Source organism: Aquitalea aquatilis, from assembly GCF_005155025.1.
Lineage (GTDB): Bacteria > Pseudomonadota > Gammaproteobacteria > Burkholderiales > Chromobacteriaceae > Aquitalea > Aquitalea aquatilis.
In genome coordinates this window covers 3,356,869-3,377,912 of record NZ_CP039731.1, presented here as the reverse complement: position 1 = coordinate 3,377,912, position 21,044 = coordinate 3,356,869, and the positions used below count along the sequence as shown (strand labels likewise).

At 62.8% G+C, this 21,044-nt stretch carries 20 protein-coding genes; 13 read left to right on the top strand and 7 right to left on the bottom strand.

Annotation, left to right across the window (positions count from 1 at the left end):
* The first annotated feature begins 9 nt into the window (after positions 1 to 9).
* On the top strand, positions 10 to 972 hold the full coding sequence (locus FAZ30_RS15805) for a LysR family transcriptional regulator (protein ID WP_199730935.1): 963 nt from the start codon (positions 10 to 12) through the stop codon (positions 970 to 972).
* Between the two features lie 83 nt (positions 973 to 1,055).
* Here the strand turns inward: FAZ30_RS15805 and FAZ30_RS15800 are convergent, their stop codons facing one another.
* Positions 1,056 to 1,652, bottom strand: coding sequence for a helix-turn-helix domain-containing protein (locus FAZ30_RS15800; protein ID WP_246043369.1), 597 nt, complete (start codon positions 1,650 to 1,652; stop codon positions 1,056 to 1,058).
* A gap of 64 nt (positions 1,653 to 1,716) precedes the next feature.
* On the opposite strand from FAZ30_RS15800, the gene FAZ30_RS15795 reads away from it, so the two are divergent.
* On the top strand, positions 1,717 to 2,406 hold the full coding sequence (locus tag FAZ30_RS15795; protein WP_137009817.1) for a B3/B4 domain-containing protein: 690 nt from the start codon (positions 1,717 to 1,719) through the stop codon (positions 2,404 to 2,406).
* Between the two features lie 141 nt (positions 2,407 to 2,547).
* On the opposite strand, the gene FAZ30_RS15790 is transcribed toward FAZ30_RS15795, so the two are convergent.
* Entirely contained in the window at positions 2,548 to 3,714 is a 1,167-nt protein-coding gene (locus FAZ30_RS15790) for a sigma-54 interaction domain-containing protein (RefSeq protein ID WP_281279207.1), read from the bottom strand.
* Positions 3,669 to 4,877, bottom strand: a complete 1,209-nt coding sequence (locus FAZ30_RS15785) for an acyl-CoA dehydrogenase family protein (RefSeq protein ID WP_137009816.1) — start codon at positions 4,875 to 4,877, stop codon at positions 3,669 to 3,671. Before FAZ30_RS15785 ends, FAZ30_RS15790 begins: the two co-directional genes overlap by 46 nt.
* 415 nt (positions 4,878 to 5,292) lie before the next feature.
* Between FAZ30_RS15785 and FAZ30_RS15780 the strand changes: the two genes are divergently transcribed.
* The 5 genes from FAZ30_RS15780 (at position 5,293) to FAZ30_RS15760 (ending at position 11,996) form a co-directional block, all read left to right on the top strand.
* Entirely contained in the window at positions 5,293 to 6,474 is a 1,182-nt protein-coding gene (locus tag FAZ30_RS15780) for an acyl-CoA dehydrogenase family protein (RefSeq protein ID WP_137009815.1), read from the top strand.
* Positions 6,475 to 6,482: 8 nt separating this feature from the next.
* Positions 6,483 to 7,163, top strand: a complete 681-nt coding sequence (ribB, locus tag FAZ30_RS15775; RefSeq protein WP_137009814.1) for a 3,4-dihydroxy-2-butanone-4-phosphate synthase — start codon at positions 6,483 to 6,485, stop codon at positions 7,161 to 7,163.
* A gap of 256 nt (positions 7,164 to 7,419) precedes the next feature.
* Entirely contained in the window at positions 7,420 to 8,646 is a 1,227-nt protein-coding gene (locus FAZ30_RS15770; protein ID WP_137009813.1) for an SfnB family sulfur acquisition oxidoreductase, read from the top strand.
* Positions 8,647 to 8,799: 153 nt separating this feature from the next.
* Complete coding sequence (locus FAZ30_RS15765) at positions 8,800 to 10,257, top strand: APC family permease (RefSeq protein WP_137009812.1); 1,458 nt, start codon at positions 8,800 to 8,802, stop codon at positions 10,255 to 10,257.
* A gap of 329 nt (positions 10,258 to 10,586) precedes the next feature.
* The gene (locus FAZ30_RS15760) at positions 10,587 to 11,996 is read left to right on the top strand and encodes an LLM class flavin-dependent oxidoreductase (protein ID WP_137009811.1); all 1,410 of its coding nucleotides are present in this window, start codon (positions 10,587 to 10,589) and stop codon (positions 11,994 to 11,996) included.
* A 115-nt stretch (positions 11,997 to 12,111) separates the two neighbouring features.
* Here the strand turns inward: FAZ30_RS15760 and FAZ30_RS15755 are convergent, their stop codons facing one another.
* The 4 genes from FAZ30_RS15755 to FAZ30_RS15745 form a co-directional block, all read right to left on the bottom strand.
* The gene (locus FAZ30_RS15755; RefSeq protein ID WP_124640923.1) at positions 12,112 to 13,344 is read right to left on the bottom strand and encodes an acyl-CoA dehydrogenase family protein; all 1,233 of its coding nucleotides are present in this window, start codon (positions 13,342 to 13,344) and stop codon (positions 12,112 to 12,114) included.
* A 58-nt stretch (positions 13,345 to 13,402) separates the two neighbouring features.
* On the bottom strand, positions 13,403 to 14,659 hold the full coding sequence (locus FAZ30_RS15750) for an SfnB family sulfur acquisition oxidoreductase (RefSeq protein ID WP_137009810.1): 1,257 nt from the start codon (positions 14,657 to 14,659) through the stop codon (positions 13,403 to 13,405).
* A gap of 65 nt (positions 14,660 to 14,724) precedes the next feature.
* Positions 14,725 to 14,850 (bottom strand): hypothetical protein, encoded by a 126-nt coding sequence (locus FAZ30_RS20910; RefSeq protein ID WP_281279205.1) that lies wholly within the window; start codon positions 14,848 to 14,850, stop codon positions 14,725 to 14,727.
* Between the two features lie 134 nt (positions 14,851 to 14,984).
* The gene (locus FAZ30_RS15745) at positions 14,985 to 15,212 is read right to left on the bottom strand and encodes a hypothetical protein (protein WP_137009809.1); all 228 of its coding nucleotides are present in this window, start codon (positions 15,210 to 15,212) and stop codon (positions 14,985 to 14,987) included.
* A 43-nt stretch (positions 15,213 to 15,255) separates the two neighbouring features.
* On the opposite strand from FAZ30_RS15745, the gene msuE reads away from it, so the two are divergent.
* From msuE to FAZ30_RS15715, 6 genes are all read left to right on the top strand, one after another.
* Positions 15,256 to 15,840 (top strand): FMN reductase, encoded by a 585-nt coding sequence (msuE, locus tag FAZ30_RS15740; protein ID WP_137009808.1) that lies wholly within the window; start codon positions 15,256 to 15,258, stop codon positions 15,838 to 15,840.
* Positions 15,841 to 15,881: 41 nt separating this feature from the next.
* The gene (sfnG, locus tag FAZ30_RS15735) at positions 15,882 to 16,985 is read left to right on the top strand and encodes a dimethylsulfone monooxygenase SfnG (RefSeq protein WP_137009807.1); all 1,104 of its coding nucleotides are present in this window, start codon (positions 15,882 to 15,884) and stop codon (positions 16,983 to 16,985) included.
* A 14-nt stretch (positions 16,986 to 16,999) separates the two neighbouring features.
* Positions 17,000 to 18,175, top strand: coding sequence for an AMP-binding protein (locus FAZ30_RS15730; RefSeq protein ID WP_137009806.1), 1,176 nt, complete (start codon positions 17,000 to 17,002; stop codon positions 18,173 to 18,175).
* Positions 18,176 to 18,198: 23 nt separating this feature from the next.
* A complete protein-coding gene (locus FAZ30_RS15725) occupies positions 18,199 to 18,981 on the top strand; it encodes an ABC transporter ATP-binding protein (protein ID WP_124640927.1) in 783 nt (260 codons plus the stop codon).
* 93 nt (positions 18,982 to 19,074) lie between these two features.
* Positions 19,075 to 19,956: a branched-chain amino acid ABC transporter permease gene (locus FAZ30_RS15720; RefSeq protein ID WP_124640929.1), complete on the top strand. Its 882-nt coding sequence runs from the start codon at positions 19,075 to 19,077 to the stop codon at positions 19,954 to 19,956.
* Positions 19,957 to 19,967: 11 nt separating this feature from the next.
* The gene (locus FAZ30_RS15715; RefSeq protein WP_124640931.1) at positions 19,968 to 21,035 is read left to right on the top strand and encodes a branched-chain amino acid ABC transporter permease; all 1,068 of its coding nucleotides are present in this window, start codon (positions 19,968 to 19,970) and stop codon (positions 21,033 to 21,035) included.
* The last annotated feature ends 9 nt before the right edge of the window (positions 21,036 to 21,044 follow it).

The following is a 21,044-nucleotide window of genomic DNA, read 5'->3' as shown; positions in this document are numbered from 1 at the left end:
GATTGAACCATGTCCATGAACGAGCTGCGCTCCATCACCACTTTCGTGCGCACTGCCGAGTTTGGCAGCCTCAGCAAGGCTGCCGCTGCCCAGCAGATATCGCCACAAGCGGCCAGCAAGGCGCTAGGGCAGCTGGAGCAACACCTGGGGGTGAGGTTGTTTCACCGCACAACCCGCAGCATGTCATTGACGGAGGAGGGGCAACGTTTTCTGGAGGCGGTGCATCCGTCGCTGATCGGCTTTCAGCAGGCGCTGTCGGCGGTGCGGCAGACCAAGGACGATCTGGCCGGGCCCTTGCGCATCGTCGGCCCGCGCACGGTACTGCAATCGGTGATTGGCCCGGTCATGGACGAATACTGCCGGCTCTACCCGGAAGTGCAGCTGGATGTACAACTGGATGACCGCATTGGCAACTGGGTGGAAGACCGCATCGATGTTGGCTTCCGGCTGGGCAACTCACCACAGGAAGGCGTGGTGGCCCGGCGGCTGATTCCCATGCAGCTGATTATCTGTGCCGCGCCCAGCTATCTGCGCAAGCACGGTATTCCGCAAAGTCTGTACGAGCTTAGCTCGCATCGCTGCAGCGCCTTTCGCCGTGCCAGCGATGGCCGCGTAGTGCCGTGGCGGGTGCGCGTGGGTGACAGCATGCAGGATCAGCCGATCAACCCGGCATTCTGTACCAATGATGAGGCCATGGAGTTGCGTGCCGTGCTGGCCGGCGAGGTGATCGGCCAGCTGGCGGCCCCTACCGCAGCGGCGTTGATCCGCAATGGCCGGCTGCTACCCATTCTGCTGGAACACATGGCCGATCACTACAGCCTGTTTGTCTATTACGGCAGCCGTGCCGCGCAGCCCGCCCGCGTGCGCAGATTCATCGACCTGGCGGTGGAGCGGCTGGCCGACGGTACTGATTTTGTACTGAGCAGCAAAGAGTTGGCGCAGGCCCATGCTGCAGGCCTTGCAGCAGGCTGACCGTCCCGCGCAGACCCGATACATTCATGGCGGCTTGGCTGGCGTGCTGCAGTCACGCTTGATCAGCGGCGCAGCGGCCAGGCTTACTTGATGACCCGCCAGGGGCTGAGTTCGGCCACGGTCATGGTGAATACCAGCAGCTCATCACTTTGATTGGCGTAATGGTGTGGTGCATCGGTACGCGCTACCGCCGCTGTGCCGGCGCGCAGGGTATGGACCACATCCCCCACGCACAGCTGCAATTCGCCCTGTTCGACATGAAACAGCTCGAAAGTCCCCTGCGAATGCCCTGGCGAGGTGAATACCTCTCCCGGATGCATTTCCCAGCGCCACAGTTCCACCATGTCCGGGCCGCTGCTGCCGGCCAGCAGCCGGGCCGAACCGCCACCTGGCCCGCGCCACAGCAGCGGGATATCGGCTTGCTCGATGATGTGAATGGCTGGTGCGCTGGCCACATTTACAATATCGGCCACGGAAATGCCCAGCGCTGCCGCCAGCTTGCACAAGATGGCAATACTGGGGTTGGCACTGCCTTTTTCGATTTCCACCAGCATGCCCTTGCTGACGCCAGCGCGGCGCGATAGCTCATCCAGCGACAGTTTCTGTTGTTTGCGATGTTGCTTCAGGCGGCTGGCCAGTGCCGCGCTGATGGATTCGGCATCGGCACCGGGGTCGGTCATTATGTTGACTGTTTTGGACATTGGTCGGTAATATGAAATGAATCAGTCACCAAAGGATACCGCAATGTCAGCCTTTTTGCCGTCAATCAGTCCGGAGATCGCCACGATAGCCCCCGGTTTTCGGGCCGTCAGCATCCGCGTGGAAGCCGCCGCGCTGGCTGCACCAGAGTTTGGCGCGCAGCAGCTGCGCGAGGCCTGCCTGTTTGTTCAGGCTGGCGGCGCGGCCTGGGCCGATGCGCACTTGCAGGCCTGGGCCGATGTGTTCCGCGCCTTTGGTGCCAAGCCACAGCGTACGCCGTGTTCGGCCGAGGCCCTGCGCAAACGGGTGCTGCGGGATGGCAGCCTGCCGGCCATTGACCCGGTGGTGGATCTGTATAACGCCATCAGCCTGCGTTATGCCATTCCCGTGGGGGGCGAAAACCTGGCGGCTTATATGGGCCAGCCCAGGCTGGTGCTGGCTGACGGCAGCGAGCTGTTCGACACCATGAAAGAAGGCCAGCCGGCAACGGAGTCGCCCGAGCGCGGCGAAGTGGTATGGCGCGACGAGCAAGGGGTGACCTGTCGCCGCTGGAACTGGCGGCAAGGGGTGAGAACCCGGCTGAGTGCTGCCGATCAGCATATGTGGTTCATTCTGGAAAGCCTGCCGGCCATGCCGCTGGAGGCATTGCAGCAGGCCGGTGCCGAGCTGGCGCAGGGGATTGCGCAGATGATGCCCGGCTCGGTCATCGAATCCAGCCTGATCACCCTGTCGTGAAGGGATGCCAAGGGTGAGTCTGCCAGGCTGACTTACATGGCAGCAGCCCGAACCAGCCAGGCCAGCCACCCGGGGGATTGGACGGGCAGGGCGGTTTCACTCAGGCTCGTCAGCACACTGTTTGCCACTCACCGCCGCGACCTAGCGCAGCGCGCTGATTTCGCCCAGGCGGATCAGCCGGGCGCGGATGATGTTGCGGCTGATGCCCAGCAGGCGGGCTGCCTGCACCTGGTTGCGATGGCAGTAGTTATAGGCGGCGCGGATGATGCTGCTTTCGATGTCTTCATACAGATTGCTGCCATTGGCCTCGAACAGCGCTTGCAGTGCCTGCTGTAATTGCTGGTGGGCATCGTCGCTGCCCGCACCGCCGCCCAGTGGTGGGTGGCTGCTGCTGCGTTCGTTGCGCCGGTTCAGTTGCAGCGAGGACAGCTGCAGGTCTTCGCTGCGAACCACATTGTGCTTGCAGATCAGCAAGGCATGGTGGATGACGTTTTCCAGTTCGCGGATATTGCCCGGCCACGGGTGTTGCAGCAGCTTGCGTTCGGCTTCGGCATGCAGGCTGATGTCGCCATAGCCCAGGCGCTGGCGGTATTCGTCGACAAAATGGCGGGCCAGCGGCAGGATGTCGCCGGGGCGGTCGCGCAGGGTGGGCAGGGCCAGATGGGCCACCCGCAGGCGGTAGAACAGATCCTCGCGGAAATGGCCGGCGGCGACGGCTTCTTCCAGCCGCACATTGGTGGCGGCAATCACCCGCACATTGATGGGAATGGGTTTGCGCGAGCCCAGTCGCACCACCTCGCGCTCCTGCAGGATGCGCAGCAACTTCACCTGAATATTCAGCGGCAAGTCGCCGATTTCATCCAGAAACACCGTGCCGCCATTGGCGGCCTCGAACCAGCCCGGCTTGGCGGCAAAGGCACCGGTAAATGCGCCTTTTTCATGGCCAAACAGCTCACTTTCCACCAGCGATTCGGAAAACGCGCCGCAATTGACGGCGACAAAGGGCTGATTTGCCCGCTGGCTCAGCGCATGCACATGGCGGGCGATCAGTTCCTTGCCGGTGCCGGTTTCGCCAATGATCAGTACATTGGCGTCGCTGGGGGCGATCAGCTGAATGCGCGCCAGCAGGGCGGTGGATTGCGGGTCTTCAAACACCTGCGCCGTGGCGCGGATGGAGGTGGTCAGGCTTTGCCGGTTCGGCAGGGTAATCAGGGGCATGGCCGGGCCTTCCGCTGGCTCGGCCCGCCGGGCCGATGTGGGTTTCAGGAATAAAACGTCGGTGTCGGATAGCTGCGAATCAAAGCCCATTCCCCTAACTCCTTTAATTTGTAATCAACCGGATCGTGCAAGGTGTGGGTGCGCAGATTGCGCCAGTGCCGGTCCAGACGCAGTCCGGCATGGGTGGCGCGCGCGCCGGTTACCTCGAACATCTGACAGGCCAGGTTCAGCCCCATCCGGGTGGCGGCCACCTTGGCCGCCGCAATATTCATCGCCACTTCGCCGCGTTCGCTTTCGCTCAGCGCCTCGCCACGGGCCAGTGCGTCCACCAGCCGGCTGCCCGCACGGTCGGTGAGGGCGCGCACGCTTTCCAGCCCCACCCAGAATTCGCCGTAATGACCCAGGATGTAGGGGTCTTCGTGGGTGTGGTCTACCTGTGCCGCCTGCCAGGGGCGGGCCTCGTGCAGGGTGTAGTGCCGGGCTTCTTCAAAAGCGCCTTCAGCAATGCCCAGATAGATATTGGTGAGGATCAGCTGCGCCAGCAGTGGCCGCAGGCAGGAGCGCGGTGTGGTGAGCGGGCCGGGTGTGTCGAGAATTTCATTGTTTTCGATGCGTACCTTTTCAAAGTGCACGCTGCCGCTATCTGTCTGGCGCTGGCCGATATTGTTCCAGTCCTGCTGCACGCTGATACCGCTGCGCCCGGTGGGGATGGCCGCCACCACGAGCTGCCCGCCCGGCTGGCGACGGGCAGAGACCACCAGCATTTGTGAATCCAGCGCGCCGGAGCAAAAGCTTTTCTGGCCGGAAAACTCGTGCCAGCCGGCAAGGCGCTTGCTGACGGTGCGCTCGTCCAGCGGATTGAGCGCATTACCCCAGAACCAGTTTTGCCGGGTGGTGATTTCATGCCAGGGCCGCCACTGTTCCGGCCGGCCAAACAGCTCCACCGTGGCCAGCATCAGGTGGTGAAAGGCAAAAACATGGGCCACCGAGCTATCGGCCTTGGCAAACTCGCGCACCACCAGCAGGGTCTCCTGCCAGTTGGCACCCATGCCGCCCAGTTCGCGGGCAATGGACAGGCCCAGCAGGCCGCTGGCGCGAATGGCATCGCGCTCGGCCTTGGGGGTGCCGCCGGCATGGTCGCGCTCTGCTGCGGTAGCGGCAAACTGACTGGCCAGTTGCTGCGCCAGCAGCAGGGCCGAGGCGGGTGTGCTGGCTGTTTGCGGTGCTGCCAGCAGGTGTTGGGGCAAATTCAAGCGTACATCCTTTATTGATCGGCTATTTCCAATAAAACAGCACAGATTTGGCTATGTTATTGGCGCGATGTAAACCAAGGATTTGTCAGGAATATATCTGGAATTTGAATTAGCCCAATTCAGGCGCTAATGGTGAATGGCTGAATGGTGCTGCCTGCGCAGCACCGTGTTTATTGGCTGCTGCGCAGGCAGCAGTGTCGAGTGAACCATCTGCTGCCTGCGCAGCAATTTCCGGCAGAAATGATATTTTTCCAGCTTGATTCAGCTGGCATGCAACGTGCTATTGAATATCGGGCAAAACCGCTAAAGGTTTTATTTCAGCCTCAGGTAATCACATGCACAGCCATTCATTCAGTATGCAATATGTTTCATTCGCCACACTGCACGGGCGGGTCCGTCAGGCAAAGGAGGGCGCATGAGCACCCAGCCGATTGGCCCGGACAGCCCGCTGGCCATTGCCCGCGAACTGGCCAGCCGTTTTGCCCGCAGCGCCGTGGCCCGTGATCAGGCCGGCGGCACGCCCAAGGCCGAGCGCGATGCGCTGCGTGACAGCGGCCTGTTGGGCCTGATCATCCCGCGTGAATTCGGCGGCCTGGGCGAGAGCTGGAGCACCACGCTGCAGATCGTGCGCGAACTGGCGCGGGTGGATAGCTCGGTGGCCCATGTGTTTGCCTTCCAGCACCTGTTGCTGGCCACCGCCCAGCTGTTTGGCCGGCCCGAGCAGTGGCAGCCCTGGTTCGAGCAAACGGTGCGCGAGCGCTGGTTCTGGGGTAACGCGCTCAATCCGCTGGATACCCGCACCCTGGCCACGCCGGATGGTGCAAGCTTCCGCTTTCATGGCGACAAGAGCTTCTGCTCCGGCGCTACCGATTCGGACATGCTGCTGGCCTCGGCACTGCGCAGCGGACAGGGTGGCTTGCTGATTGCGGTGATCCCCACCCGCCGTGCCGGCATTGCCATTCATCAGGATTGGGACAATATCGGCCAGCGCCAGACCGACAGCGGCTCCGCCCGTTTCGAACAGGTGCGGGTGGAGGCGGGCGAGCTGCTGCTGCAGCCCGGCCCCCTGTCCACGCCACGAGCCTGCCTGCGGCCGCTGATTGCCCAGCTGATTCTCACCAATATCTATCTGGGCATTGCCGAGGGCGCGCTGGCCGAGGCCCGCCGCTACACGCTGGAGCAGCGCCGGCTGTGGCCGGCCTCGCTGGCTGATCGCGCCAACAAAGACCCCTACACCCTGCTGCACTATGGCGAATTTCACGCCGCCCTGGAGGGTGCACGCCTGCTGAGCGACCACGCCGCCCGGCAGCTGGATGAGGCTTGGCAGCAGGGTGATGCGCTCAGCGAAGCCGGGCGCGGTCAGCTGGCGGTGCAGATTGCCGCCGCCAAGGTGCATGCCAGCCGCAGCGGGCTGGACCTCACCAGCCGCATTTTCGATGTAACCGGCGCGCGCGCCACCAGTGCAGCCCTGCGGCTGGACCGCTTCTGGCGCAATTTGCGCGTGCACAGCCTGCACGACCCGCTGGATTACAAGCTGCAAGAGCTGGGTGACTGGGCACTGAATGGCCAGTACCCAACCCCCTCGTTTTATTCCTGAGACCCAAGATGACCCAGAACCTGCAAGCAGTTGAAGACGATTTTGACAGTGTGGAACAAGCCATTGCCGCCATTGCCGCCGGTGGCTTTGCCGTGGTGGTGGACGATACCGACCGCGAAAACGAAGGCGACCTGATCATTGCCGCCGAAAAAATCACCCCGCAGCAAATGGCCTTTCTGGTGCGTTACAGCAGTGGCGTGGTATGCGTGGCACTGACTGGCGAGCGGCTGGATCAGCTGCAGCTGCCGCTGATGGTGAGCAGCAATAACGAATCGCAGCGCACGGCCTTCACTGTCACCGTGGATTATCTGCATGGCACCAGCACCGGCATCAGCGCAGCCGACCGCGCCGCCACGCTGCGGGCATTGGCTGACAGCCGCATTCCGGCCAGTGATTTTGCCCGGCCCGGTCATATCTTCCCCTTGCGCTATGCACCGGGCGGCGTGCTGGCGCGCCCCGGCCATACCGAGGCCGCACTGGACCTGTCGCGGCTGGCGGGCCTGGCTCCAGCCGGAGTGTTGTGCGAAATCGTCAACGACGATGGCAGCATGGCGCGCCGCCCGGACCTGCTACGGTTTGCCCGCCAGCACGGCCTGCCCATCATCACCATTGCCGACCTGATTGCCTACCGCGAACGTACCGAGATGGCGGCGCTGGAAGCCAGTTCGCCTTTGGGTGTGGCGGCCTGAGCCTGCCAGGCCGGTCTGCTCCTGCAACACCCGCCACGGCGGGTGTTTTTGTTTCTGTTACAGGGCTCTGGCTGCTGAGCTGGCAGCAGTCGTGCAGCAAATTTGCTGCACGGGACTCAGCAGGTTTTGGTTTTTAATTCGCGCAATCCATTGAAAATTAAGAATAAATATCCTGGCACGCTGTTTGCAATGATCTGGCTATCTATCTCGCCATCCCGCTGCCTGCCTCAGGCTGGCGGCCAACAAGGAAATCATCATGAGCAGCACCGTACTGGATACCCCCACACCTGTTACCACGCCGGATGCCGTGCCGGTGATTCGCTCCGACGCCGAGGCCCTGCAAGTGGCACGGGCGCTGGCCCCTCAGCTGGCCGAACAGGCCGCGCAGCGCGATCAGCTGCGCAAATTGCCGTTTGATGAGGTGGAATTGTTCTCCCGCAGCGGCCTGTGGGGCATTACTGTGCCGCGTGCCTTTGGGGGTGCCGAGGTGTCGGCGGTGACGCTGGCCGAGGTGATCGCCATTATTTCTGCCGCCGATCCGTCACTGGGGCAGATCCCACAGAATCACTACTGCCTGGTGGAAGATATCCGGCTGGAAGGCAGCCCGGAGCAGCAGCGCTATTTCTTTGACCTGGTGCTGCGTGGTCAGCGCTATGGCAATGCCTTTTCCGAGGCAGGTGGCAAAACAGTGCTGGACATCCAGACCACCATTCGCCGCGACGGCGACGACTATGTGCTCAATGGCCGCAAATACTACGCCACCGGCGCGCTGTATGCGCACTGGGTGCCGGTGCTGGCGGTGGACGAGCAGGGGCAGGCCCTGCTGGCCTTTGTCGAGCAGGGTACGCCGGGCCTGACCGTGGTGGACGACTGGAGCGGCTTTGGCCAGCGCACCACCGCCAGTGGCTCGGTGATTGCCGAGCAGGTGCGCCTGAAACCCTTCCAGATTTTCCAAACCCACCGCTCTTATGATCGGCCCACTTTTGCCGGGCCGTTCGCCCAGATCACCACTGCCGCCATCGACCTGGGTATTGCCCGTGCCGCCCTGGCTGACACGCTGGACTTTGTCCGGCAGCAGGCGCGGCCGTGGATAGACAGCGGTGTGGAGCGGGCGGTGGACGACCCGCTGACCATTGTCGCCATCGGCGATCTGCAATACCGGCTGGTGGCGGCCGAGGCGCTGCTGGAGCGGGCCGGGCGCTTTATCGACATTGCCAAGGCCGAGCCAGACGAAGACACGGTTGCCGAAGCGGCCATTGCCGTGGGGCTGGCCAAGATTGCCACGACCGAGATTGCCTTGTTGGCCGCCAGCAAGCTGTTCGAACTGGGCGGCAGCAAATCCACCCAGGGGCGTTTCAATTATGACCGCCACTGGCGCAATGCCCGCGTGCACACCCTGCATGATCCGGTGCGCTGGAAATATCACGCCATTGGCAACTACACGCTGAACGGCATCAAGCCGGCACGGCATTCCTGGAACTGATCGCCACGACAAGGGCCCGCCGCGAAGGTGGGTCAGGGGAGCAAGCATGCAGCGCAAGCGCCTGGGCTGTTGACCACATGGTGCGGCTGCGTCGGTACGGCGCAGCCGGCGGTGGTGACTTGTCAGCCGTCCATAACAATCAAGAGGTGTTTCATGATTCATTCCACGCAAGGCGAGGCGGTGCTGGAGAGCCCGTCTGCCGATAGCAGCAGTCATCCCGCAGCCACGCTGCGGCGCAATTACCTGCGCTTGCCGGAGCTGGTGGCGCAGTCCATCGGCCTGGTCGGCGTATCCGGCGGGGTAGGCATTCTGGTGCCCGCCGTGTTTGCCACTGCGGGCAACGGCACCTGGCTGGCTTATGCCTTTGCCACCGTGGCCCTGCTGTTTTCGGCCTGGAGCATTTCGCTGTTTGCCCGCACCGCTGCATCGCCCGGTGCCTTGTATGCCTATGCCTCGCAGGGCATAGGCCCGATCTGGGGCGTGATCTGCGGCTGGTCCTTGCTGATTGCCTATGCCGTAGGCGCCGCCGGCATTCTGCAAGGCACGGTGAATACCTTTCTGGTGCTGGCACGCGAACTGGGCGTGGTGGCGGCCCATCCGCCGCTGGCCGTCAGCCTGCTGCTGACCGTGGTGGTGGCGCTGGCTGCCTGGGCGATTGCCTACCGTGATATCCGCCTGTCCACGCGTTTTACGCTGCTGGTGGAGTTGCTCACCATCCTGTTGATTGCCGTGGTGCTGATTGCCTACCTGCTGAACAGCAACAGCCATGTCGATCAGCCGCAGCTGGCACTGGAAGGGGTGAAGCCAGAACAGCTGCGCCTGGGCATGGTGCTGGCCTTCTTCAGCTTTACCGGTTTTGAAAGCGCCACCGTACTGGGGGCCGAGGCGCAATCGCCACTCAAGGCCATTCCGCGTGCCGTAATCATCAGCATTGTCGGCCCGGCGCTGCTGTTCATTCTGGCGTCGTATACGCTGGTGGCAGCCTTCCATGGCCAGCATCCGGGCCTGGATCAGGCCGATGGACCCTTGTCCATTCTGGCGCATCGCCTGGGCCTGGGCGGCTTTGGCCTGATCATCGATGCCGGGGTGGCGCTCAGCTTCTTCGCGGCCTTTTTCTCCTCGATTAATGCTGCCGCACGCATTATCTACACCTTTTCCCGGCAGGGTTTGCTGCATGCGGCTACCGGCAAGGCGCATGCCAGCAATGCCACCCCACATATCGCCGTTACCCTGCTGGTGGTGCTGTCGCTGATCGTCGGCCTGGTCTTTACCGCCAATGGCACGGCCCTGCTGGATTCCTATGGCTATCTCAGCTCGGTGGCCACTTATGGCTATCTGCTGGCCTACGTGCTGGTGGCGGTGGGCGCGCCGCTGTATCTGCGCCGTCAGGGCAAGCTCAAGCCGCAACATGTGCTGATCAGCCTGGTGTCGGTGTTGCTGCTGGCCATCCCGCTGGTGGGCAGCGTTTACCCCTTGCCGACCGGGGTGTACGCCTGGCTGCCTTATGTGTTCCTGGGGCTGGTAGGGCTGGGCTTGCTGTGGTTTCTGGCGCTGAAACTGCTGGCACCGGCACGTTTGCGCAGCATAGAGGACGAATTGCAGCAGGAGTGACTGCAGCAAACATCATCAGTCGGCCCGCTTGCGGGCCGATTTTGTTGTTGCGGCTTGCTGCCGGCTCAGCATGGCTGCTGCGGAGGTGTTGGCAGGGCAGCAGGCTTGTTTGCTGGTGCGGGGTCGGTATTAAAGTATTATCTGAAGATGATTCGGCAAGTTACATGAATAAATAACATCAAGTTGCTGAATATAAAATGAATTGTATTGTTTTTAATTAATGCAGTTTACGTGGATTGCTTAGCGGAATTGATGCTTAGGCATGGCTGGCGCAGGTATGGATATTGCAATCATGCAGCTGTATTCAAACACCCCTGACAGGAACTGCAATGAGCAAGACCATCCGCTTCAATGCCTTTGAAATGAACTGCGTGGCGCACCAGTCACCCGGCTTGTGGACCCATCCGCGCGACCGCTCCTGGCAGTACAAGGACCTGGAATACTGGACCGACCTGGGGCACATTCTGGAGCGCGGTTTTTTTGATGCCGTGTTCATTGCCGATGTGATCGGCTATTACGACGTGTATCAGGGCAGCAATCACCACGCCATTCGCGAAGGTGCCCAACTGCCGGTAAACGACCCGCTGCAACTGGCTGCACCGATTGCTCTGGCCACCAAGCACCTGGGTATCGGCATTACCGCATCCACCTCCTTCGAGCACCCATACCCCTTTGCCCGCCGCCTGAGCACGCTGGACCACCACAGCAAGGGCCGGGTGGGGTGGAATATCGTCACTTCCTACCTGGAGAGTGGTGCCAAAAACATCAGCGAAGGTGGCTTGCGCCGCCATGACAACCGCTACGATGTAGCGGATGAATATATCGAGGTGATCTACAAGCTGCTGGAAGGCAGTTGGGAAGATGGCGCGGTGGTGCGCGACCGCGAACGCGGCATTTTCGCCCACCCGGAAAAAGTGCATGAGATCGGCCACAAGGGCAAATACTTCGAGGTGCCGGGCTATCACCTGAGCGAACCTTCGCCGCAGCGCACACCGGTACTGTTCCAGGCTGGCGCATCCGGCCGGGGCAAGGCCTTTGCCGCCCAGCATGCCGAGTGCGTGTTCGTGGCCGCGCCCACCAAGGACATCCTGCGCCGCTATGTGGACGATGTGCGCAGCCAGGCTGCCGCCGCCGGGCGCGACCCGCAGCAGATCAAGATATTCAACCTGGTGACGGTCATCGTGGACGAAACCGACGCCAAGGCCCAGGCCAAGTTTGCCGAATACCAGCGCTACGCTTCCTACGATGGCTCACTGGTATTCATGTCCGGCTGGACGGGCATCGACTTTGGCCAGTACGCCCCCACCGAACTGGTACGCCACGTAGACACCAACGCCATCATTTCCGCCGTCGAACATCTGTCCAATGGCAGCAAGGCCTGGACCATAGACGAACTGGCGCGCTTTGGCGGCATTGGCGGGCTGGGACCGGTGTTTGTCGGCTCGGCCGCCACCGTGGCCGACATCCTGCAGGACTGGGTGGAAGCCACCGATACCGATGGTTTCAATCTGGCCTATGCGGTGGCGCATGAAACCTTCGAAGACGTGGTGGAATACCTGGTGCCGGAATTGCAGCGCCGTGGCGTGTACCAGACTGCATACCGCCCCGGCACCTTGCGCGAAAAGCTGTTTGGTGCCGGCCCGCTGTTGCCGGACAACCACCCGGCCGCGCAATACCGCGACATCGAAGCCTGGAAGCAAAAGCACGCGGCAGCAGCTGCGGATTTGCAGCCGGCCTGAAGTCTGGAGCTGGCAGTCAACACCGCGCCCGTCATGGCGCGGTTTTTCTATGGGTCTTGGCCATGCAAAAGGCCCGCAGTTGCGGGCCTTGTCGTTATCCAACTCGCAGAACCAGTCAGCCCTTGCCGCGGCCAATCTGCCAGACATAGGGCGGCTCGGTGCCGTTGATGGCCCAGTCGCCGGCAATGCGCGCCTTGTAGATCAGCGGGTTGTGCGAGGCCACGGTGCGGGCATTGCGCCAGTGGCGGTCCAGCAGCAGCTCGGCCCGTGCCGACGATGCGCCCAGCGCATTGAACAGCTGGGTGGCGGCGCGCAGTACCAGTTCGGAAACCACGATCTGCGCTTTGCCCGATTCCAGTTCGGCGTCGATATTGGCCTGGCGTTCGCGGGCGGCGTCGTTGCCAAAGCGGGCTTCATAGGCGCGCTGGGCCGGCTGGGCGGCGCGGATGGCGGTGGCTTCGGCGGCATAGGCCAGGGCGGAGATTTCACCCACCACCTGCTGGATCTGCGCATCCTGGCTCACGCTGGCGGCATTGCCGGTGCTGAACACGCGTTTGCGCTCGCGCACTTGCTGCGCCACATCACGCTCCACCGCCTTGCCGATACCGGCCAGCACCGCCAGCAATACCAGCTGGTAGAAGGCGGTCTGGTATTTGAAGCGACTGGCAAAGTCGATCAGGTTTTCCGGTGCCACCGTCACGTTTTCAAACACGGTGCTGCCGCTGCCGGTGGTGCGCTGGCCAAAGCCATCCCAATCATCACTTTGCGTCACGCCGGGGTCGCTGGTGCGGATGGCGGCAATTACGTCCTGGTTGCTGCCATCCACCTGGGCGTAAACGTCGATCCAGTCGGCAAAAATACTGCCGGTGCTATAGAACTTGCGGCCATTGAGCAGCAGCTTGTCACCGTGGCGGCTGACACGAGTAATGACTTCACCCACGGCGACTTCACCGATTTCGGTCCAGGCATTGCCGACAATTTCACCGTCAACAAAACGCTTGAACCAGACTTCACGCTCCGGGCTGGCCGGAGCATTCAGGCGGTCTTCGACGAAGGCAAAATGGCCGCGCAGCGCTTGCGGCAGATTGGAATCTGCCGTGGCCAGCTCGGTCAGCAGCTGGAACAGCTGTGGCAGCGAGGCACCGGCGCCGCCATATTGCTTGGGCACGCGCACCGCGCCAAAGCCCGCCTGTTTCAGCCAGTTGATCGGCTCATACGGCAGCTTGCGCTCGCGTTCGCGTTGCAGGGCGGTCTGGGCAATTTCGGCAAAGATGGGGTGAAAGCGCTGCGCCAGGGCGTCGTAATCGGTGCCGGTGGACAGGTCGTCCGGCAGGCTGTGTTGGCTCATGGTTGTTTCCTGTTTGGCGTGATGGCAATCCCGGCCGCCACCGGCAGCCGGGTGATGGTCAGTTCCACGGATGGCGCGGCGGCGCAATGTGATTCAGGTAGTAGTTGCCGATGTGGAAGTACTTCCAGCGCACCGGGTCGTGCAGGGTGTGCACGCGGGCATTGCGCCAGTGGCGGTCCAGATTGTGGGCAATCAACGTAGCGCGGGTGCCGGCCAGTTCGAACAGCTTGTTGCTGGCCTCGATGGCAATTTCGGTGGTCAGTACCTTGGCTTCGGCGGTGGCAACGGTGGCCAGCGCCACCGTGCTTTCATCCGGCTGCGCCAGCGCGGCGTCGATCAGGCGGCCAGCCTTTTCCAGCAGGGCCTCGGCGGCATGCAGGCGGATTTCCAAGAGGCCGATGGCGGAGATGGTAAACGGGTCGTCGGCGGCCTTGTCCTTGCCGCTGTCCAGCCAGGGGCGGCTTTGCGAACGGATGAATTCGATGGCGTCAGCCAGCGCGGCACGGGCAATGCCGCCATCGATGGCGGCCTGGATGATCTGTGACACCGGCCCGGCCACGGTGGGGCTGTCGAAGGCGGCAATCGGCAGCACGCGGCTGGCCGGTACCCGTACCTGTTCGATCTTCACCCCGCCGGAGGCGGTGGTGCGCTGGCCAAAGCTGGACCAGTTGTTGATCACGCTTAGGCCCGGGGTGTCGCGGTCGGTAAACACCAGTGCGCCGTGGCCGTGTTCATCCACCGCGACGATGGGCACGATGTGGGCGAGCAGCGCGCCGGTGGTGTAGAACTTTTCGCCATTCACCACCACGCTGTCGCCATCGATGCGATAGCGGGTTTCAAACGCGGCCACGGTCTTGCTGTTCAGCTCGGAAAAGGCATTGCCAAAGCGGTAGCCCTGCAATACCAGGCCGAACAGTTCCTGCTTTTGCGCCTCGCTGCCATCCAGGGCGATATGCAGATTGATGGCCAGATGGTTCTGGGTGATCTGGGCGATGCTGGAATCCGCCTCGGCGATGATCTTGATCACCTCGGCCAGCGTGGCATAGGACACGCCGGCACCGCCGTAGGCTTTGGGCACGTTGATGCCCCACAGCCCGCTTTGCGAGTAGGCGTCCACTTCGTCCAGCGGCAGCAGGCCCTCGCGGTCGCGCAGCGCGGCATCGTGGCCAAAACGGATGGCCAGCTGACGCGCCACGGCAATGGCTTCGGCATCGTCGCGGATGATGTGTGCCGGAGTGGACGGGCGCGGGCGGGCGGCGAAAGGCTCGGGGGAGTTGACGCGAACGGCTTGCTGGCCGGTCAGGGAGGTAGTCATCGCACATTCCTTTGGGTAAGTCCGGATTACCGGGGATGCCACAGGAATGGCAAGAAGCGTGCCTGTCAAAAACCGGGGTTTTGCGTGGGAAAATCCGGGTATTTGCTGCAATTGAGCACAATCGTGCTGGCGGGCTGCTGCCAGTGCAGCAGGGTGACCGCCGCTGCGGGCAGGGGCTGGGCGCTGGCCATTTTGGTGTGACTGCCAGCCGAAGTCGTCGATGTGCCATCTTTAGCGTTGCCAACAAAAAACTGTTGCGGCGTTGCGCCTGCTGGCCGTACACCTGGTGCTGCCTGCAACGCCGCGCCTCCTTGTCCTGGGTTTGTTAGCCACTCTTGGTACTGATGCATGCAACAGGCATTTCCATTGCGGGAATGCCTGCTATCTCTGTGTGGTGGCTAGGAGCGATATCACATTTGCTGCTTTGATTTTCAGCATTGCTGCAGTGCTGCATGAGCAGCAGCCGGCCAGCAGGGTGGTGCGGCAGCAGCAGCGGCTGTTTGTGCAAAAAATTCTGCAAGATACTGATATGTAATGAAATAAAATCTGGCACGCTTACTGCTAATCATTGGGGGAACCCTGATGATGGAGCAGTCATGAGCCACACCTTCAATATCGTTGCCGTCTCCGGCAGCCTGCAGCGCCCCTCCCGCACGCTGGCACTGGTGCAAGCCGTACTGGCAGAGCTATCCAGCCACCTGCCCGTGCAGGCCCGGGTCATCGAACTGGGCGAGCTGGCCCCGCACTACGGTGCCGTTACTCGTCCGGCCGATTTGCCGCCCATCGTGCGCGAGGCCATTCAGGCGGTAGAGCAGGCCGACCTGCTGATTGTGGCCAGCCCGGTTTACCGCGCCAGCTACACCGGCCTGTTCAAGCACTTCTTTGATTTCGTGCATCACGAAGCGCTGTTCGACGTGCCGGTACTACTGGCCGCCACCGGTGGCAGCGAACGCCATGCGCTGGTGATCGAACATCAGCTACGCCCCTTGTTCAGCTTCTTCCAGGCGCAAACCCTGCCGCTGGGCATCTATGCCGCCGAAAGCGACTTCAGCGATTACCAGATCAGCGCCAGCACCCTGCAGGCGCGCATCCGTCTGGCAGTCGAGCGCGCCTTGCCGCTGATCAGCCATCGCCAGCCGCTGGCGGCCAGCACGCATGCCGCTGTTGCTTCCCCTGTTTGAATCAAGCCCGCATTGCCCACTTTAACTACCGGAGAAATCACATGAGCCAAGCACAACAAGCCGTCAAGTTTGCCTACTGGGTGCCCAATGTCAGCGGCGGCCTGGTGGTCAGCAAGATCGAACAGCGCACCAGCTGGGACATCGACTACAACCGCAAGCTGGCGCAAATCGCCGAGAAGGCCGGCTTTGAATACGCGCTGTCGCAAATCCGCTTTACTGCGGGCTATGGCGCGGAATTCCAGCACGAATCGGTGTCTTTCAGCCATGCCTTGCTGGCCGCCACCGAAAAACTGCGCGTGATTGCCGCCATTCTGCCCGGCCCGTGGACCCCGGCGGTGCTGGCCAAGCAGATTGCCACCATCGACCACCTCACCGGCGGCCGCGTGGCAGTGAATATCGTTTCCGGCTGGTTCCAGGGCGAATTCACCGCGATTGGCGAGCCGTGGCTGGAGCATGACGAGCGCTATCGCCGTTCGGAAGAGTTCATCCGTGTGCTCAAGGGCATCTGGGGCCAGGACAATTTCAGTTTCAAGGGCGACTTCTACCGCTTCAACGACTACACCCTCAAGCCGAAGCCACTGCAACAGCCGCATCCGGAAATCTTCCAGGGTGGCAGCTCGCGTGCCGCGCGTGACATGGCTTCGCGCGTGTCTGACTGGTACTTCACCAATGGCAATACGGTAGAGGGCATCAAGGCGCAGGTGGATGACGTGCGTGCCAAGGCGGCGGCAAACGGCCATCAGGTCAAGATCGGCGTCAACGCCTTCATCATCGCCCGCGATACCGAAGAAGAAGCCCGTGCCGTGCTGGCCGAGATCATCGACAAGGCCGACCCGGAAGCAGTGAACGCCTTTGGCGATGCGGTGAAGCAGGCCGGCCAGGCCAGCCCGGAAGGCGAGGGCAACTGGGCCAAGTCCACTTTTGAAGACCTGGTGCAGTACAACGACGGCTTCAAGACCAATCTGATCGGCACGCCGCAGCAGATTGCCGAGCGCATCGTCGCCCTGAAAGCCGTCGGGGTGGATCTGGTACTGGGTGGTTTCCTGCACTTCCAGGAAGAAGTGGCCTACTTCGGCGAAAAAGTGCTGCCGCTGGTGCGTGAGCTGGAAGCCCGCGCCCAGCAGCGCGAAGCCGTGGCCGCCTGACAGGAGCAAGGGTGATGAAGCGACATCAGGAAGCACCGCACCCAGAAGCCGCCAGCCTGCCGGCCTGGCTGGCATGGCAGGCCGATAAACAGCCGCAGGCCATTGCCTTGCGCCACAAGCGGCTGGGCATCTGGCAGCAATGGCGCTGGGCTGCTCTGCAACAGCAGGTGGCGGCATTGGCAGCCGGGCTGGCTGCACGCGGCTTTGCGGACGGGCATAGCCTGGTGTTGCTGAGTCACCCGGGCCCCGAGGTGTTGTTGCTCAGCCTGGCGGCGCAATGGCTGGGTGGCGAAGCCGTAGCGCTGGACCCGCAGCAGCCGGCCAGCGAGCTGCACGCCATCCTGCATCACCTGCAACCGCGCTGGCTGCTGGTGGAGGATGCCGACGTGCTGCAAAGCCTGCCGCCAACGCTGCCCGCTGCCGAGCTGCTGCTCTACACCGAAGGACGCGGCCTGCAGCAAAGGGTAGGTGCGGGCTGGCTGGCTGTCTCACAGTTGCAGCAAGAGGGCAGCGCCTTGCCTGCGCCCACATTGCTCGCCAGCAATAGCGCCGTGGCCTTCCGCTTCTGGCGCGTGGATGGGCGGGGCCAGCTGCAGCAGCAGGTTTTGCAGCATGGCCATCTACTGCAGGCGGGCCGCCAGTTGCTGCAGGCTGAACAACTGAGCGCCAATGAAGACGCGCTGGCCTCGCGTGCCTTTGCCAGCTCGGCCCAGGTACGCTACCTGCTGGCACCGTGGCTGCAAGCCGGTTTCCGGCTGAATTTTCCGGAAAACCTGGCCACCCGCGACAACGACCGCCGCGAACTTGGCCCCACCCTGGTGGCAGGAACGCGCGAAACCTATAGCCGGCTGGAGCAACTGGCGCGCAGCCGCCTGCCGCCTACCGGTAGCTGGCAGCGCGGTCTGGTGGACCGGGTATTGCAGCCGGGCGCGGGGCGCTTCTGGCGCTGGGTCGGTTATTACAGCGTGATTCGACCGCTGCGCGATGTACTGGGCTTCAGCCGTACCCGGGTGCCGCTGCTACTGGGTGCGCCGCTGGCAGAAAACACCCGCCACTTCTTTGCCGCGCTTGGCGTGGAAGTGCGCAACTGGCCGGATAGCGCCGAGTGGCAGCAGCGACAGCTACCAGCCGAACCGGAAACCGGCACGCGGCAATGGCTGCAGGCCGACACCCCGCCGCTGGGTGCCTAAACCATGAAACAGGAAACAACACCATGAGCGCGACGGCAGCTCCCTTGCTGAGCCTGGCGCACATCTCCCTCAGCTTCAAGGGCGTCAAGGCGGTGACCGACATCGGCTTTGACGTGGCCGAAGGAGAAATCTGCGCCTTGATCGGCCCCAATGGTGCGGGCAAGAGCTCGCTGCTGAATGTCATCAATGGCGTGTACCAGCCGCAGCAGGGCGAAATCCGCTTTGCCGGCCACGCACGTCAGTCCATGCAGCCGCATGCGGCAGCGGTGCAGGGCATCGCCCGCACCTTCCAGAACATTGCGCTGTTCAAGGGCATGAGCGTGCTGGACAACATCCTGACCGGGCGCAACCTGGCCAGCCGCAGCAGCTGGCTGGAACAGGCTTTCCGTCTGGGCCGTGCCGTGGCCGATGAAGAAGCCCAGCGCGCAGTGGCGGAGGAGGTGATTGCCTTCCTGCGCCTGCAGCCCTGGCGTCACAGCCTGGTGGGGCAGCTGCCCTATGGCCTGCAAAAACGGGTGGAGCTGGGGCGGGCCCTGGCGGCCCGGCCGCGCCTGCTGCTGCTGGACGAGCCCATGGCCGGGATGAATCGTGAAGAGAAGCGTGAAATGAGCCAGTTCATCCGTGAAGTGAATCAGGCCTTTGGCACCACCATCGTGCTGATCGAACACGATATCGGCGTGGTGATGGAGCTGTCCGACCACGTGGTGGTGCTGGACTACGGCCGCAAGATCGGCGATGGCCCCCCGGCCGAGGTGCGCGCCTTGCCAGAGGTGATTGCTGCCTATCTCGGCCAGCAGCGCCACTGACGTCCATTTCCTGAGCCATTCCTTGTCCGGCCCGCCACGCTGTGCTGCGGGCGGGGGACGCTTTGCGCCGGCAATCCGGCGCGGGAGCCTGTCATGACTTTTTTTCTGGAAGTACTGCTCGGCGGCTTGCTGGCCGGGGTGATGTACTCGCTGGTGGCCATCGGCTTCGTGCTGATCTACAAGGCCAGCGGCGTATTCAATTTTGCCCAGGGCTCGATGGTGCTGTTTGCCGCGCTCACCTTTGTCAGCCTGCTGGAGCGCGGCCTGCCGTTCTGGTTGGCCTTTGTGCTGAGCCTGCTGTCCATGCTGCTGCTGGCGCTGTTGCTGGAGCGGCTGGTGCTGCGTCATCTGGTGAACCGGCCACCCATCACCCTGTTCATGGCCACGCTGGGGCTGAGCTATGTGGTGGAAGGCGTGGCCCAGGCGCTGTGGGGCGCGCAGGTGCACGGGCTGGATCTGGGCATCGAGGACACGCCGCTGGAACTGGGCGGGCTGATGCTGTCGCGCTTCGACCTGTTTGCCGCCGGCAGCGCCGGGCTTCTGGTGTTGCTGCTGTCCTTGCTGTTCAACAAGACCCGCATCGGCCTGTCGCTGCGCGCGGTGGCGGACGACCAGCTGGCCGCGTTGGCGGTGGGCATCCGCCTGCAGCGCATGTGGGTACTGGTGTGGGCGGTGGCCGGGCTGGTGGGGCTGGTGGCCGGCCTGTTGTGGGGTGCACGGCTGGGGGTGCAGTTTTCCTTGTCACTGATTGTGCTCAAGGCCTTGCCGGTGCTGATCATCGGCGGCTTTACCTCGATAGGCGGAGCCATTGTCGGCGGGCTGATTGTGGGTGCCAGCGAAAAACTGGCAGAAGTGTATCTGGGGCCATTGCTCAGCGGTGGCATTGAAAACTGGTTCCCCTATGTGCTGGCGCTGCTGTTCTTGCTGCTGCGTCCGGCGGGGTTGTTTGGTGAGCGCGCCATCGAGCGGGTGTAAGGAGAAGAGGCATGTTCTATCAGGAATCCGGGCAATTCAGCACCCGCTACCGGCAAGATGGCCGCGCATTGCGGCTGTGGCAGCAGCGTGCCGCGCTGTGGGCCTTGCTGGCGCTGGCCTTCGGCCTGCTGCCGCTCATCGGCAACGACTACTGGTTCAGCGCCATTCTGATTCCCTTTCTGGTGCTGTCGCTGGCCGGGCTGGGGCTGAATGTGCTCACCGGCTATGCCGGCCAGCTGTCACTGGGTTCGGCCGCTTTCATGGCGGTGGGGGCGTTTGCCAGTTACAACTTGCAATTGCGCCTGCCAGGCCTGCCGCTATTGCTCAGCTTTGTCGCCGGTGGCGTGGTGGCCGCGGCGGTGGGGGTGGTGTTTGGCCTGCCCAGCCTGCGCATCAAGGGCTTTTATCTGCTGGTCGCCACCCTGGCAGCACAGTTTTTTGTCGAATGGCTGCTCACCAAGTTTGCCTGGTTTTCCAATGGCAACGAATCCGGCGTCATCAGCGCGCCCCCCTTGCTGGTGGCCGGTCACGATTTTGGCAGCCCGGCCGGGCGTTACCTGCTGACGCTGATCGTGGTGCTGCCCTTGTTTGTACTGACGGCCAATCTGGTACGCAGCAGCCTGGGGCGCAACTGGATGGCGGTGCGCGACATGGATACCGCCGCCGCAGTGATCGGCATCCCCATCCTGCGCACCAAATTGCTGGCCTTTGCCATCAGCTCCTTCATCCTGGGGGTGGCCGGTTCCCTGTGGGCGTTTACCTATCTGGGCACGGTGGAGCCGCACGGCTTCGACCTCAGCCGCTCCTTCCAGGTGCTGTTCATCATCATTCTTGGGGGTATGGGCAGCATTCTGGGCAATTTCCTGGGGGCGGCCTTCATCGTGCTGCTGCCCATTGTGCTGTCCATCTTGTCCAGCACTTATCTGAGCGGCCTGCTGCCGGCCGGCCAGCTGGAAAACCTGCAAAAAATCATCTTCGGCGTGCTGATCATCCTGTTCCTGATCAAGGAGCCGGAAGGCCTGGCCCGCCTGTGGCAAAGCTGGCGCGCCCGCACCCGGCTGTGGCCACTGCGTTTCTGACCCGTTTTA